Genomic DNA, 14,590 nt, shown 5'->3' with positions numbered 1-14,590 from the left:
GTCGACTGACACTCCGCTATCGCGAGCAAGCTCGCTCCCACAGGGACCTGGGTGCTCCCGCCATCCTTTCATTACAACTTTGTCATCAAGCTGTTGGTCGGCTGTCCGGATCGCCTCGTTAACCTGAACTCACTGTCAGGCCAACCACCGGCAGCCACCCTGCCCTTGTAGAGAGAGACTCGTCATGAAAATGTTGATCGCGGGCTTTGTCGCCCTGCTCGCCACCGGTTCGGCGTTTGCCGCTACCCAGCCCACCTCATCGATCATCCACGACAAAGACGGCTTCTATGTCCCGGTGGATGTGGCCAAGGTCCTGTCGATGACCGACCTCAACGGCAAGTGCGGCATCGTCCCGGCGCAGTTCAACTACCTCGACCATCAGGGTCGCGAGCACCAGTTGGACTACCAGGTCCAGGGCGTTGGCTGCATTGGTGAGAACTGAGCGGATGCCTGCCGTCACCGTCGATCGGGCTACACTTGCGCCACTGATGCGCCCCCGTAGCCCGACCGAAACAGGCAGGTCCCGATGAACATCCTCGTAGTCGAAGACGAACCCAAGGCCGGCAATTACCTGCTCAACGGCCTGCAGGAACTCGGATACACGGTGAGCCTGGCGCGGGACGGCGTCGACGGCTTGCACCTGGCCCTGGAACACGACTTCGATGTGATTGTGCTGGACGTCATGATGCCGAAGATGGATGGCTGGGAAGTCCTGCGCCGCCTGCGCAAGGAAGCCGACACGCCGGTGCTGTTCCTCACCGCCCGGGATGACATCGCCGACCGCATCAAAGGCCTGGAACTGGGCGCCGACGATTACCTGATCAAACCGTTTTCCTTCGCCGAACTGGTGGCACGCCTGCGCACCCTGACCCGGCGCGGCCCTACCCGGGAAGAAGAACACCTGCACGTCGACGACCTGCAGATCGACGTGCTCAAGCGTCGCGTCAGCCGCGCCGGCAACCGCATCACCCTGACCAACAAGGAGTTTGCCCTGCTGCACCTGTTCGCCACGCATCAGGGTGAAGTGCTGTCACGTTCGATGATCGCCTCGCGGGTCTGGGACATGAATTTCGACAGCGACACCAATGTCGTCGATGTCGCCGTGCGCCGCCTGCGCCTGAAAATCGATGATCCGTTCCCGCTCAAGCTGATCCACAGCGTGCGCGGCATCGGCTATCGCTTCGACACTCAACCCTGAATGCAACCATGAATGCCATGACGCCGCTGCAATCCGCCTCCCGTCTCAGCCACTCCCTGACCCTGCGTCTGGCGCTGGTGTTCGCCCTGCTGGCGTTTGTTTCGCTGGCACTGCTAGGCGTAGCGCTGTATCGCGACCTGGAGCGCGAGTTGATCCATCGCGACGACATTGCCCTGATCACCCGCATCGACCAGTTGCGCACCTTCCTCAATGACAGCAATACCCTGGACCTGATCAAGGCCAAGCCGGCGCTGTTCCAGAACATGATGGGCAACCGCGAGGCCCTGCTGACCATCGGCACCCCTGGCCAACCGCCCTTGCTGGTGGTCAACCCGGGCAACCTGAAAATGCCGGTGCTGACCCCGGTGGCGATGGATCATCGACTGACCCTGGACGACGTGCAGCATTTGCCCAACGTCAATGGCGTGCCGTTTTCCGCCTTGGCGGCGACCATCGACTCCGGTGATCTGGGCAGCCTGCAAGTGGTGACCGGGCGCCTGATGACCGAACGCACCGCCGTGCTCGCCGACTACCGGCTCAATGTGTACCTGTTCGCCAGCGTCGCGGCGATTCTGCTGGCGCTGTCCGGTTATGTGCTGGTGCATCGCGGCCTGTTGCCCGTGCGGCGCCTGGCCCGCCACACCCAGAGCATCGACGTCGGCAACCTCAACGAACGCCTCGACAGCCAGGGCGCGCCGCTGGAACTGTTGCCCATGATCGACGCCTTCAACGCCATGCTCGACCGGCTGGACAAAGGCTTCATCCAGTTGGGCCAGGTATCGACCGACATGGCCCACGAGCTGCGTACACCGATCAACAATCTGCTGGGCGAAACCCAGGTGGCCTTGCAGCAGAACCGCAGCACTGACGCCTATCAGCAACTGTTGGCCTCGAATGTCGAAGAGCTTGAACGCCTGGCGCGCATGCTCGACAACATGCTGTTCCTGGCCCGCACCGATCCGCGCAGTGCCTTGCGTCAGCGCCAGGAGCTGGATGCCGCCGATGAAATGCAACGCATGGCCGACTATTTCGAAGGCCCGGCGACCGACGTTGGCATCTGCATCGATGCCCAAGGCAGCGGTTTGATCTGGGCCGAGCCCATGTTGCTGCGTCGTGCATTGGCCAACCTGTGCGCCAACGCCATCAAGTACGGCGCCCCGCATTCCGAGCTGTGCATCCACGCCTGGCCGACTGCCGACGGCATCCAGGTGCAAGTGCGCAACCACGGCCCGACCATCCCGGCCCAGCATCTGTCACGGCTGTTCGAACGTTTCTACCGGGTCGATGAGTCCCGTGAACGCTCGGCCCAATCCAATGGCCTGGGCCTGTCGATCGTCGCGACGATCATGCAACTGCACAACGGTGCCTGCCACGTCAGCAGTGCCGACGGCATCACCTGCTTCGAACTGTTTTTCCCGGCGCGGCAACAGCATGAGTAATGTCTGGGCAAGAACCAGCCGGGGCACTACCGACAAAACAATGCTCAAGGGTGCGTGTCATGACCTAACCTCATTGGCTAAGTGACTAACAACCCGTCGAGCTCGCCGATGTGCAATGTCTTGAAGTCAATGATCTGCGTCGCCTTCGCGCTTCTGGCGGCCAGCCCGGGATGGCTGTTGGCGGGGGACATGGCCGACGCTCCTGCCCTTGCCCCAGCTCCCGCCCCCGCAGCCCCGATCATCAGCATCGCCGACAGCGAATTGCTGGGGGTGCAAAACCAGCTCAACAGCCTCAAGCAGCAGGTTTCCCAGGCCAGCAATTACACCCAGCTGGAAAGCTCACAGGATCTGGTGCAAGTACTGATTCAGGACATTGAACGCCTGTCCACATCGCTGCTGCCCGGACAGGCGCAGTTGCAGGCGCAACTCAACGTGTTGGGGCCGGTGCCGCTCGACGAGAACGCACTGGTGACGTCTGCCATTACCACCCAGCGAGACGCCCTCGGCGAGCAAAAAAACAAGCTCGATAGCCAGCTCAAAACCCTGGCCGCTCTGAAAACAAGTGCCGCCGAACTGATCACCCAGATTGGCAGTATCCGGCGCAGCCTGCTGGAAGCGGAAGTGACCCAGCAAACCAGCAGTATCCTGAACCCGGGATTCTGGTCGCCATTGTTCGCTCTTCCGATCGAGGACCGCCAGCGTTTCAGCGCCCTCATCGAGCAACTCGAGGCCACGCACCGGGCCGCCTGGCAACCCGGACAACGCGGGATGACCGCCGCCCTGCTGATCCTGGCCCTGGCCATCTGGACCGTGGGACGAAAGCTCGCCGGCCGGGCTCTGGCATGGTTGTGCATCCATCGAATGCCTGAAGGCCGGTTGCGGCGCAGCTCCCTTGCGCTGGCATCGGTAGTGGCGACGGTGCTGACCGCCGGCATCGCCCTGCAACTGCTGCATTTTGCCGGGACCCGCCAACTGCCCTACACCCCACTGCTGGCCGATCTGGCGCAGTACCTGGAAAAGCTGGCCTATACCTGCGTGCTGATCACCGGGTTGAGTCGCGCATTGCTATCGACCAAACATCCTTCATGGCGCCTGCCCGATATCGCCGATCCGGTGGCGCTGGCGATGGAACCCTATCCAAGGTTGCTGGCAAGCCTGCTGCTGGTGCTGGTGACCCTGGTACAAATGAGTAATGTCACCGGCATGAGCGCCGAAGTGGTGTTGTTCGGTCGGGGCATCGTGGCGTTGGTCGCGGCACTGGTGATCGGCGCGCTGCTATTGCGCGTCAGCAAGACGCGCCGAGACCTGATGGTGGCCGGAGAAGCTCCCGAAGGCGTCACCACCTTCGCCGGCCTGATTTATGCGTTTACCGGCTTTGCCGTGGTGGTGTCCCTGTTCGCCCTGGTGATCGGCTACGTGACGATGGCCCGGTTCATCACCTATGAATTGGTCTGGATATTCATCATCTTCGCCGGTTTCTACCTGCTCACACAGGTTTACCAGGACATCTGCGACTACGTTTTTTCGCCCCGGCAACCCGCCGGCAAGGCCATCAAACAGCTGCTGGGCATCGGCAATCCACGCCTGGAGCAGATCTGCACCGTGTTTTCCGGCGCAGGCCGCGCCATCCTGATACTGATCGGCGTCATCGCGTTGTTTGTCGGTGGGGTCGGTACGACGTTCGGGCAACTGGTCACCGGCACTGTGGCCATACTCGGCGGTGAAGGGCTGCGCAAGCTGAACATCGTCCCGGACAATTTGATGCATGCCCTCCTGACACTGATGATCGGTGTCTACCTGATACGCACGCTGCGCCGCTGGCTGGATAGCGAGTTCCTGCCGAAAACCGAGATGGACCCGGGCATGTGCGCCTCGCTGAGCACCCTGTTCGCCAACATCGGCTACGTGTCCGTCGTCCTGCTCACGCTGGCGTCGCTGGGGATCAAGTGGACCAACCTGGCCTGGATCGTCAGTGCCCTGTCAGTGGGCATCGGCTTCGGCCTTCAGGAGATCGTGAAGAATTTCATCTCCGGCCTGATCCTGCTGACCGAGCGCCCGGTGAAAGTCGGCGACCTGATCAGCATCAGTGGCGTCGAAGGCGATATACGACGGATCAACGTGCGGGCCACGGAAATACAGCTCGCCGACCGCTCGATCATGATCGTACCCAACTCCCACCTGATTTCGCAGAACCTGCGCAACGTCACCCTCGGCGGCAGCGCCCAAGGCGTGGTGATACTCGAACTGATGTTCCCGCTGGACATCGACCCTGAGCAAGTGCAAAACCTGCTGCACGACACCTTCACCGAACACGAATCCATTCTCGATAAACCGGTGCCATTTTTGCGTTTCAGTCAGCTGAAACCTGAGGGCATCACCTTGACCATCACCGGTTACGTCGGCAGCCCACGCACCGTCGGCGCGATCAAAAGYGAGCTGCTGTTTGAAATTCTCAAGCGGCTGGGTGCCGCTGGCATTGAACTGGCGAAACCGCCTGCTGCGTGATGCGAGATCACACGGCAGGCAGTTGCTGGATCATGATGGACTCGTTGACGGCAAATAAGTAACGTAACCGGCGCTGCTTTCGAACCTGGAAAATCGAAAAGGGAGTTTGCATCGTGACCGAAGAGACAAAAACCAAAGGACCGGCTTCGTACTTCCCGTCAATCGAAAAAAAGTACGGTCAGCCGATCACCCATTGGCTGGATCTGCTTAAAACCGTCAGCGACAAGAAACACATGGAGATGGTGACTTGGCTCAAAGCCGAACACGGCATGGGTCATGGCCACGCAAACGCGTTGGTTGCCTATCATTTGGCTGCCACCAAAAGCGCCTAGCCACGCGCAGTCGGTGGAGCCGGGTAAAAACCGGCTCCACCGTTAATATTCTGTTGCCCTATCCTTTCATCCAAGCCATCACGCCGGACATCGACCATGTCAGCCCCCGAATCCACCCTCCTCGACAGTTGGCACCACAACGCCCAGGCCTGGATTGACGCCATCCGCAGCGGCACCATCGAAAGCCGCCTCAAGGTCACCGACCAGGCCATTCTGCTGGCGGTGCTGGGTCGTCAGCCCGAGCGTGTACTCGACCTGGGTTGCGGCGAAGGCTGGTTGTTGCGCGCGCTGGCTGAACGGGCCATTGACGCGGTGGGTGTGGATGGCGACGTGACGCTGGTGGAGGCGGCGCGAGCGGCGGGTTCGTCGAAAGTGCATGTGGCGAGTTATGAAGCGTTGGCCGAAGCGAAAGTCGATATCGGCCGCGACTACGACCTGATCTGCGCCAATTTTGCCCTGCTGCATCAGGACATCATCCCCCTGCTCGCCGCCATGAACCTCTTGCTCGCCCCGGGTGGCGCGCTGGTGATCCAGACGTTGCATCCATGGGCAGCTGCGGCAGGCGATTATCAGGATGGCTGGCGGGAAGAGACCTTCGCCGGCTTCAAGGGGCAGTGGCAGCCCATGCCGTGGTATTTCCGTACTCTGTCCAGTTGGTTCAATGCGCTGGACATGGCCGGTTTTACGCTGGTCGGCTTGCAGGAGCCGCAGCACCCGCAAAGCCCTGTGCCGCAGTCGTTGCTGTTGGTGGCCGAGCCGCGGTGCTGAGTGATGCAAATCCTTTGGAAGCTTGCTCGCGATAGCGGTCTGGGGTTTCAGTGGCTGTGCGCAACATCTGCGAACTAACCAAATCATTGTGGGAGCGAGCTTGCTCGCGATGAGGCCGGTACATTCGACATCGATGTCGCCTGACACACCGCCTTCGCGGGCAAGCCCGCTCCCACAGGTTCAGTGGTTGTACGCAAAATCTGCGAACTACCCCAATCATTGTGGGAGCGAGCTTGCTCGCGATGAGGCCGGCACATTCGACATCGATGTCGCCTGACACACCGCCTTCGCGGGCAAGCCCGCTCCCACAGGTTCAGTGGCTGTGCGCAACATCTGCGAACTAACCAAATCATTGTGGGAGCGAGCTTGCTCGCGATGAGGCCGGCACATTCAGCATGTTCGTTGACTGACACACCGCTTTCGCGAGCAGGTTCAGCGGCTGCACACAAAATCTGCGAGCGACCCAAATCACCTGTGGGAGCGAGCTTGCTCGCGATGAGGCCGGCACATTCAAGATCAATGTCGCCTGACACTCCGTCATCGCGAGCAGGCTCGCTCCTACAGGTTCCGTGGTGCACCTAATACAGCGTCAGGCCCATTCTTTACGCAGTTGACGCGCCGCATTGACCATGTGCACCAGCGCCGCTTCGGTTTCCGGCCAGCCGCGGGTTTTCAGGCCGCAGTCCGGGTTGACCCACAGGCGATCGGCGGGAATGCGCTTGGCAGCCTTGCGCAGCAGGTTGGCCATTTCCGCGGAGTCCGGCACCCGTGGCGAGTGGATGTCGTACACGCCCGGGCCGATTTCGTTGGGGTAAGCGAAGGCTTCGAACGCATCCAGCAGTTCCATGTCCGAGCGCGAGGTTTCGATGGTGATCACGTCCGCATCCATCGCCGCGATGGACTCGATCACATCATTGAATTCGCTGTAGCACATGTGGGTGTGGATCTGGGTTTCGTCACGTACGCCGCAGGCGCACAGGCGGAACACTTCGGTCGCCCAGTCCAGGTAGTGCTGCCACTGCGCCCGACGCAACGGCAAGCCTTCGCGGAACGCGGCTTCGTCGATCTGCACGATCTTGATCCCGGCGGCTTCCAGGTCCACCACTTCGTCGCGAATCGCCAGGGCCAGTTGGCGGGCCTGCACTTCGCGGCTCACGTCTTCACGCGGGAACGACCACATCAGCATGGTCACGGGACCGGTCAGCATGCCCTTCATCACTTTGTCGGTGAGGCCTTGGGCATAGCGGATCCACTCCACGGTCATGGCGTTCGGACGGCTCAGGTCGCCGAAGATCACCGCCGGTTTCACACAGCGCGAACCGTAGCTCTGGACCCAGCCGAAACGGGTGAACACGTAGCCGTCGAGTTGCTCGGCGAAGTACTCGACCATGTCGTTGCGCTCGGCTTCACCGTGCACCAGCACGTCCAGGCCCAGGTGTTCCTGCACTTGCACGGCGTGACGGATCTCGCTGTGCATCGCTTCGGTGTATTCGGCTTCGGTCAGCTTGCCTTGCTTGAACGACTGGCGAGCCAGGCGGATCGACGCGGTTTGCGGGAACGAACCGATGGTGGTAGTCGGGAACAGCGGCAGGTTCAGACCGGCGCGTTGCTTGGCGATACGCTGGGCAAACGGCGAATGACGCTGGCTGTCCTTGGCGGTGATCGCGGCAACACGTGCCTGCACGGCCGGTTTGTGGATGCGCGGCGACGCAGCACGGCTGGCCTGCACGGCACGGCTTCGATTCAGCGCTTCAAGCACTTTCGGCGCTTCCGACTGGTTGACCGCCTGAGCCAGTACCGCCACTTCTTCGCACTTCTGCACGGCAAACGCCAGCCAGCTTTTCAGTTCGGCATCGAGCTTGTCTTCACGCCCCAGGTCAACCGGGCTGTGCAGCAGCGAGCAGGATGGCGCAACCCACAGGCGATCCCCCAGACGCTCGTGAGCATACTGCAACGTGGCCAGGGCGTTTTCCAGGTCGCAGCGCCAGACGTTGCGGCCGTTGACCACGCCCAGCGACAGCACTTTGTAGGCCGGCAGGCGGTCGAGGATGGTCGGGAACTGCTCAGGTGCGCGCACCAGATCGATGTGCAGACCGTCCACCGGCAGGTTGGCGGCCAGGCCCAGGTTCTCTTCCAGACCGCCGAAGTAAGTGGCAACCAGCTTCTTCAGCGGGTCACGCTGAATCAGGTTGTAGGCGCGTTCAAAGGCGTTTTTCCAGTCTTGCGGCAGGTCGAGGACCAGGATCGGCTCGTCGATTTGTACCCACTCGACGCCTTGTGCCGCCAGGCGCTGGAAGATCTGGCCGTACAGCGGCAACAGGCGATCCAGCAGCTCCAGCTTGTCGAATTCGGCGCCCTTGGCCTTGCCCAGCCACAGGTAAGTCAACGGGCCGATGATGACGGGCTTGACGTTGTGCCCCAGTGCGCGGGCTTCTTCGACTTCTTCGAACAGCTGATCCCAACCGAGCTGGAATTGTTGATCGGCGCTGAATTCAGGGACGAGGTAGTGATAGTTGGTATCGAACCACTTGGTCATTTCCTGGGCGTGCGCGCCGCGGCAGTTGTCGCTCACACCGCGCGCCATGCCGAACAGGGTATGCAGGCTGGCCTTGCCGTCGTGCGGGCGGAAACGCTCGGGGATTACACCGAACATCAACGAGTGGGTCAGGACCTGGTCGTACCAGGCGAAGTCGCCGACCGGCAACAGCTCGATCCCGGCCTTTTTCTGCAAATTCCAGTGGGTCTTGCGCAGGTCGCGGCCCACGGCGCGCAGACCGGCTTCGTCGAGCTCGCCCTTCCAGAACGCCTCTTGAGCCTTTTTCAGTTCGCGGTCGCGACCAATGCGCGGAAATCCAAGGGAATGGGCCAATGCCATGACAATAAAAACTCCATCTGGTTAATGGAGCCATTGTCGGTAGTTGGGCCCTGGTGAGACAAACTCATTTTTATCGTGATGATCACGAGTTTCATTCATGGAGATGAGAAAAAGTTTTACACCGCAAAAATATGTGGCGAGGGAACTTGCTCCCTCGCCACGGATCACGCCAGCTTATGAACAACTGCTACCGGCTGTTGCAGATCAGCTCCCGCCCATCAGATTTCCCAGATCAGGTTGACCGCCGCATAACGCCCTGGCTGAGTCAGACGATCAAGCCCTGCCGCGTTCTCGTCGCGGCCCTGCACGTCACCCCAGTTCCAGTACTTTTTGTCGGTCACGTTGAACAGACCGCCATTGACCGACACTTCCTGGGTCACCTGCCACCAGGCCGTCAGGTCGAGCGTGCCGTAGCCCGGGGTTTCGAACTGGCGATTGATCAGAAGGTCGGCATCGCCGCTGTGGTCGACGCGGTCCTTGGCCTGAACCAGAGTCCACATGACCTGGCCGCCGTACACGCCGCTCGGTGCATCGTAGGCCAGGCCCATGACGGCCTTGAGCGGGTCGACACTGTTGAGCGCCTCGCCGGTGTCTTCGTCCTTGCCACGGGCATAGGCAATCGAGCCCAGCGCGCGGGTGCCGGCCGGCATGAAGGCATCCAGCTTGACGTCACCCTTGGCTTCGGCACCACGAATGGTGACCTTGCTCAGGTTGCGCGACTGGAAGGTCAGCGGGATGTCGCTGGTCGGATCAACAAAACTGACAGTGTCGATGAAGTCCTTGTACTTGTTGTAGAACAGCGCAATACCAAAGCTTCCCAGGTCGTAGCGACCACGCAGACCGGTCTCGAAGCTGTCGCTGGTTTCCGCCTTGAGGTTCGGGTTGCCGATTTGCTTGTAGCCGACCTGCGGGTTGCTGAACTCACCGAACATGTTGACCGGGTTAGGTGCGCGGAAACCGGCGGCGTACTGGCCGTACAGGCTTTCGTGCTCGGTCAGCTGATAGGTCACGCCGAATTTCGGCGAGATGTGATCGTCGGTGATGCGCGACGGATCGGTTTCCGACGGCAGGCCATTCAGGAACTCCTGAGTGACGTGCGGGGTCTGGCGGTAGTAGTCGTAGCGCAGGCCCGGCAACAGGGTCCAGCGGCCGATCTCGATGCTGTCCTGCACGAACAGGCCCAGGGATTCGCTGGTCGGATCCGGGAAGTCGCTGACCGGGAAATTCTCCGAGGCCGGTACGGTGGCGCCGGTGTCCAGGCGAACCTCTTTACCGGTACGCAGGTTGCTCGAGTCGATGCGCTTGACTTCACCACCGTAGATCAAATGGTGCCTGGTGTCGGCAATCGCGAACTGTTTGTCGAGCTGGGCATTCAGGCTCCACAAGCGTTCATCGTAAGACGACTGGCGGGTGCGCACGCGGTTGACCCCCGAGGCGGTCTGACGCTGCTGGAAGGTATCCTGGTCGTTGCTGCTTTCCTGATAGTTCAACTGCCATTGCAGTTTGTCGGCCATCGCGCTGTCCAGGCTCAGGGTGTGCGCCAGGCTGTAGCGGGTACGGTCGATGCTGTCTTTGGAAGTGGAGCCGAGAATCGCCGGGCTCATGCCCGTGGCGCGGGGAACGATGTCGCTCAGCAGGTTGCTGTCGGCGTCGTCCTGATAACGCTCGTAAGTGAATTGCAGGCGGTCGCCTTCGCCGTAGTCCCAGCCCAGTTTGGTCAGCACGTTTTCAGTGGTGTAGTCGAGCGGATTGGCTTCTTCACGAGCGGCGCCAACGCCGCCAACGCTGCCTGCGGTGTCAGTGGACTGACCGTCACGGCGACCCAGGTGCAACAGGCCATCTACAGTGCCGGTGCGGCCGGCGAAGGTGGCGCTGCGCTGCCAACTGTCATCGCTGCCGTCATAACCGGTCTTGAAGCGTGCGTAGGCGTCGTCGCCGTCTTCGAGGTAGTCAGCGGCGTCCTTGGTCAGGTAGCTGACCGCACCACCGATGGCGTCGCTGCCGTACAGCGAAGACGCCGGGCCGCGGATGATTTCCACCTGCTTGATGGTATCGAGGTCGACGTAGTTGCTGCGCACGTCCTGGAACGGGCTGAAAGCGTTGCTCTGCGGCACGCGCACGCCGTCGACCTGGGTCAGGACCCGATTGCCGTCGATACCGCGGATGTTCGCCCCGGACAGACCGAAACGGCTGCCGGTGCCGCTCACCGAAACGCCCGGCTCATAACGCACCAGATCCTTGAGGTCCTTGTCGTTCTGCTGATCGATTTCACGCTCGCTGTGCACCGACACGGTACTCGGCACCTGCAACAGGGTCTGCTCGGTGCGGGTGGCGGTCACGCTGACGGTATCGAACTGAGTAACGGGTTCGGCGGCAAAAACCAGCGAAGGTGAGAGCAGCAGCAAGGCGAGCCAGGGACGCATGGCGAATGGCGGGCGGATCGACATCTGACTTTTACTCCTGAGAGTCTGACAGCGGTCACGTGCATGCAGGGTGCTGAAGGGGATCTGCATGGGCGACGGCAACTGTCCGGCGTGTGTTTGATTTTTTTGTGAACAAAGCGCTCGACCCTTTCTCTTGAAGGGATGTATACAAAAACGCTTTTCGGCAGCGGCGGCGAAGATAACCAGCTTGACTTGTAAATGCAAATTATTATCATGTGCATTATATTTTATAGCTGGAACGAGTGTGCATGAAGCACTTCTGGGGTTGTCTGGGGTTATCGATTGCGCTGCATTTGAGCGCCGGATGGCTCGTTCGCGAGATTCAGGCCGCGCCAGAACCTTTGGCCTTTCAGCCGCCGATGGCCATTCAAGTGGTCACCCTGGCGCCGATTGCGGTGCCCGCCCCTGCCCCACCGCAGCCCGTCCGCGCGCCAACGTCAACATCAGCGCCAGCACCAACGCCGGTGAAGGAACCGGCGACAACAAAGGCTGAACCCGCAACGCCCGCGCCAACACCGGTCAAGCCACTGCCGGTCAGCACCCAGCCGTCCATCGTCAAGGCTGCGAGCAAACCGCAACCGGCTCCCAAATCCCAGGCCGATCCACGTCGCGCCGAACCGCTTGAGTTGCCGGCCACCGTGGCGAAAAACCCACCGGCACCGGCACCGGCAGCGCCCTCCGCCGCCGTGCCCGCACAGAACACTCACCCGGCCACGCCGGTCGCTGCTGCCCCGGCCCCCATGCTCTCTCCGGTGGTCAGCCTGCGCCCGACCTTCGTCACCCCGCCCCCCGCGCCTCGCTACCCCACCACTGCACGTCGCCGAAACCAGCAGGGCGTGGTGCGGGTCGAGGTGCGCCTGGATGAACGCGGCCAGCAACTCAAGCTGACGCTGGTGCGTTCTTCCGGGGTGGAAAGCCTTGACCAGGCTGCACTCGAAGCCGTCACCACCTGGCGTTTTCGCCCCGAAATTGTCGACGGCCGGGCCGTGCCCAGCCGCGTAGAGATACCAATAGAATTCGCCCTCACGGCGAACCGTTGACCCTGAAGGAGCTTCACATGACCGCACAAACGTCCGCCCTGCCAACCAGCCCGGCCCTGTACCAGACCTGGCAACAGCTACGCGCCGAACAACCGGGCCTGCGCGCCCGCGACGCCGCCGCCAGACTGGGCGTCAGCGAGGCCGAGCTGACCGCCAGCCGCCTGGGCACCGACACCGTGCGCCTGCGCCCGGAGTGGAAAGAGCTGCTGCCAGCCCTCGGCGAACTGGGCACCATCATGGCCCTGACCCGCAACGAACATTGCGTACACGAACGCAAGGGCGTGTACAGCGAAGTGACGGTGATGGGCAGCGGTCAGATGGGCATGGTGCTGTCGCCGGACATCGACCTGCGCCTGTTCCTCAGCGGTTGGGCCAGCGTGTTCGCCGTCGATGAGACCACCGCGCGCGGTCCGCAGCGCAGCATCCAGGTGTTCGACCGTCAGGGCCTGGCCGTGCACAAGGTCTACCTGACCGCCACCAGCTTCGATGCCGCCTGGGCGCCGTTGGTCCAGCGTTTCCGTGCTGAAGAACAAACGGCCGAACTGAACCTGCAACCGCTGCCGCAAGCCAAGGCACCGCGTGCCGATGACGAAGTCGATGTAGACACCCTGCGTAGCGAATGGTCGCAGCTCAAGGACACCCACGACTTCTTCTTGCTGCTCAAGCGCAATGACGTGGCGCGCACCCAGGCCTTGCGCCTGGCCGGTCACGAGTGGGCCGAACCTCTGGCCACCGTCGAGCTGACCCGCGTCATTGAAGAAGCGGGCAAGCGTGAAGTGCCGATCATGGTGTTCGTGGGCAACAAGCACTGCATCCAGATCCACTCCGGCCCCGTCAGCAACCTGCGCTGGATGGACACCTGGTTCAACGTGCTCGACCCGATGTTCAACCTGCACCTGAAAACCACTGGCGTGACCGAACTGTGGCGTGTGCGCAAGCCAAGCGTCGATGGCATCATCACCAGTTACGAAGGTTTCGATGCCGAAGGAGAGCTGGTCATCCAGTTGTTCGGCGTGCGCAAGCCGGGCATCCCTGAGCGTGACGACTGGCGTGCCCTGGCTGAAACCGCCACCCCTCTGATCGGCTAAGGAATAGTTCCGATGCGTATGAAAACACTGCTGGCCTGTGCCAGCGTGCTCGTCAGCCAGATGGCCGTCGCCGATGCCCTGCCCCAGCGCTGGGTCAGTGCCGGCGGTGCGTTCAGCGAATGGGTGGTTGCCCTGGGCGGCGAAAGCAAACTGGTGGGTGTCGACAGCACCAGCCTGTACCCGCAATCGCTGCGCAGCCTGCCGGGCGTCGGCTACCAGCGTGCGCTGGCGGCCGAAGGGATCCTGGCCCTGAAGCCGGACATTCTGGTGGGCAGCAACGAAATGGGCCCGCCACCGGTACTGGAGCAACTCAAGGCGGCCGGCGTGCGCATTGAATTGCTGTCGGCCAAGGCCGACGTGCCGGCCCTGCAACACAACCTGACCGAGCTGGGGCAACTGCTGGGTAAGGAAACTGAGGCGCAAGCGCTGATGGGCGGTTACCTCAAGCGCCTGCAAACCCAGGCCGATTGGGTCAAGCTGGCGCAGCAACAGCAACCGGCTCCCCGGGTGCTGATGCTGCTCAGCCACTCCGGTGGCAACCTGCAAATGGCGGGCAAAAACACCCTGGCCGCCTGGATGATTCAACAGGCCGGAGGCAAAAGCCTGGGTGAGCACAACGGCTACAAACCGGTCTCCAGTGAAGCCATGCTGAGCCTGGACCCGCAAGTAATCATCTTTGCCGGTGGTCGTCTGGAGGGTGATGCGGCGCGTAAAGCCTTGCTGGAACAGAACCCGATCCTGGCGCAAACCCAGGCCGGTCGAAATGGCCGGGTGGTGGTGATCGACCCGACGCTTCTGGTCGGAGGCCTTGGCCCGCGTGTACCGGATGCACTGACGCGTCTTTCCACGGCGTTCTACCCGGACGCCAAAGCGCAGACTGCCGGGACCAACCCATGACGGC

Annotated in this window: 11 protein-coding genes; 9 read left to right on the top strand and 2 right to left on the bottom strand. The window is 61.8% G+C overall.

The window, feature by feature from the left end:
* Positions 1 to 184 precede the first annotated feature (184 nt).
* From AC1DU9_RS17690 to AC1DU9_RS17665, 6 genes are all read left to right on the top strand, one after another.
* Complete coding sequence (locus tag AC1DU9_RS17690) at positions 185 to 442, top strand: DUF2790 domain-containing protein (RefSeq protein WP_223463936.1); 258 nt, start codon at positions 185 to 187, stop codon at positions 440 to 442.
* 84 nt (positions 443 to 526) lie between these two features.
* Positions 527 to 1,198 carry a heavy metal response regulator transcription factor gene (locus tag AC1DU9_RS17685; RefSeq protein WP_046040381.1) on the top strand — a complete coding sequence of 224 codons (672 nt, stop codon included), beginning with the start codon at positions 527 to 529 and terminating at the stop codon, positions 1,196 to 1,198.
* 8 nt (positions 1,199 to 1,206) lie between these two features.
* Positions 1,207 to 2,637: a heavy metal sensor histidine kinase gene (locus tag AC1DU9_RS17680; RefSeq protein ID WP_477810563.1), complete on the top strand. Its 1,431-nt coding sequence runs from the start codon at positions 1,207 to 1,209 to the stop codon at positions 2,635 to 2,637.
* Between the two features lie 189 nt (positions 2,638 to 2,826).
* Positions 2,827 to 5,142: a DUF3772 domain-containing protein gene (locus tag AC1DU9_RS17675; protein ID WP_477810562.1), complete on the top strand. Its 2,316-nt coding sequence runs from the start codon at positions 2,827 to 2,829 to the stop codon at positions 5,140 to 5,142.
* Positions 5,143 to 5,255: 113 nt separating this feature from the next.
* Positions 5,256 to 5,474: a DUF4287 domain-containing protein gene (locus tag AC1DU9_RS17670; protein ID WP_223463933.1), complete on the top strand. Its 219-nt coding sequence runs from the start codon at positions 5,256 to 5,258 to the stop codon at positions 5,472 to 5,474.
* A gap of 96 nt (positions 5,475 to 5,570) precedes the next feature.
* A complete protein-coding gene (locus AC1DU9_RS17665; RefSeq protein WP_223463932.1) occupies positions 5,571 to 6,242 on the top strand; it encodes a class I SAM-dependent methyltransferase in 672 nt (223 codons plus the stop codon).
* A 589-nt stretch (positions 6,243 to 6,831) separates the two neighbouring features.
* Here AC1DU9_RS17665 and metE read toward each other — a convergent pair.
* Together metE and AC1DU9_RS17655 are read right to left on the bottom strand one after the other, a co-directional pair.
* On the bottom strand, positions 6,832 to 9,117 hold the full coding sequence (gene metE, locus AC1DU9_RS17660) for a 5-methyltetrahydropteroyltriglutamate--homocysteine S-methyltransferase (protein WP_223463931.1): 2,286 nt from the start codon (positions 9,115 to 9,117) through the stop codon (positions 6,832 to 6,834).
* Positions 9,118 to 9,335: 218 nt separating this feature from the next.
* Positions 9,336 to 11,564 carry a TonB-dependent hemoglobin/transferrin/lactoferrin family receptor gene (locus AC1DU9_RS17655; protein ID WP_477810561.1) on the bottom strand — a complete coding sequence of 743 codons (2,229 nt, stop codon included), beginning with the start codon at positions 11,562 to 11,564 and terminating at the stop codon, positions 9,336 to 9,338.
* A gap of 245 nt (positions 11,565 to 11,809) precedes the next feature.
* Between AC1DU9_RS17655 and AC1DU9_RS17650 the strand changes: the two genes are divergently transcribed.
* Genes AC1DU9_RS17650 through AC1DU9_RS17640 form a run of 3 tightly spaced genes read left to right on the top strand, consistent with a single transcriptional unit; the run spans position 11,810 to position 14,586 of the window.
* Positions 11,810 to 12,601 (top strand): energy transducer TonB, encoded by a 792-nt coding sequence (locus tag AC1DU9_RS17650; RefSeq protein ID WP_477810560.1) that lies wholly within the window; start codon positions 11,810 to 11,812, stop codon positions 12,599 to 12,601.
* A gap of 17 nt (positions 12,602 to 12,618) precedes the next feature.
* Positions 12,619 to 13,689 (top strand): hemin-degrading factor, encoded by a 1,071-nt coding sequence (locus tag AC1DU9_RS17645; protein WP_477810559.1) that lies wholly within the window; start codon positions 12,619 to 12,621, stop codon positions 13,687 to 13,689.
* Positions 13,690 to 13,701: 12 nt separating this feature from the next.
* Complete coding sequence (locus tag AC1DU9_RS17640) at positions 13,702 to 14,586, top strand: heme/hemin ABC transporter substrate-binding protein (RefSeq protein WP_477810558.1); 885 nt, start codon at positions 13,702 to 13,704, stop codon at positions 14,584 to 14,586.
* Positions 14,587 to 14,590: the final 4 nt, after the last annotated feature.

It is taken from the genome of Pseudomonas sp. P4_C1, assembly GCF_056402155.1.
This window is presented reverse-complemented; position numbering and strand designations above follow the sequence as displayed.

What these genes read in the sequence shown, in the direction of transcription:
- AC1DU9_RS17690 (WP_223463936.1), top strand. Translation starts at nt 185, where the DNA reads ATGAAAATGTTGATCGCGGGCTTTGTCGCCCTGCTCGCCACCGGTTCG.
- AC1DU9_RS17685 (WP_046040381.1), top strand. Translation starts at nt 527, where the DNA reads ATGAACATCCTCGTAGTCGAAGACGAACCCAAGGCCGGCAATTACCTG.
- AC1DU9_RS17680 (WP_477810563.1), top strand. Translation starts at nt 1,207, where the DNA reads ATGAATGCCATGACGCCGCTGCAATCCGCCTCCCGTCTCAGCCACTCC.
- AC1DU9_RS17665 (WP_223463932.1), top strand. Translation starts at nt 5,571, where the DNA reads ATGTCAGCCCCCGAATCCACCCTCCTCGACAGTTGGCACCACAACGCC.
- metE (WP_223463931.1), bottom strand. Translation starts at nt 9,117, where the DNA reads ATGGCATTGGCCCATTCCCTTGGATTTCCGCGCATTGGTCGCGACCGC.
- AC1DU9_RS17655 (WP_477810561.1), bottom strand. Translation starts at nt 11,564, where the DNA reads ATGTCGATCCGCCCGCCATTCGCCATGCGTCCCTGGCTCGCCTTGCTG.
- AC1DU9_RS17650 (WP_477810560.1), top strand. Translation starts at nt 11,810, where the DNA reads ATGAAGCACTTCTGGGGTTGTCTGGGGTTATCGATTGCGCTGCATTTG.
- AC1DU9_RS17645 (WP_477810559.1), top strand. Translation starts at nt 12,619, where the DNA reads ATGACCGCACAAACGTCCGCCCTGCCAACCAGCCCGGCCCTGTACCAG.
- AC1DU9_RS17640 (WP_477810558.1), top strand. Translation starts at nt 13,702, where the DNA reads ATGCGTATGAAAACACTGCTGGCCTGTGCCAGCGTGCTCGTCAGCCAG.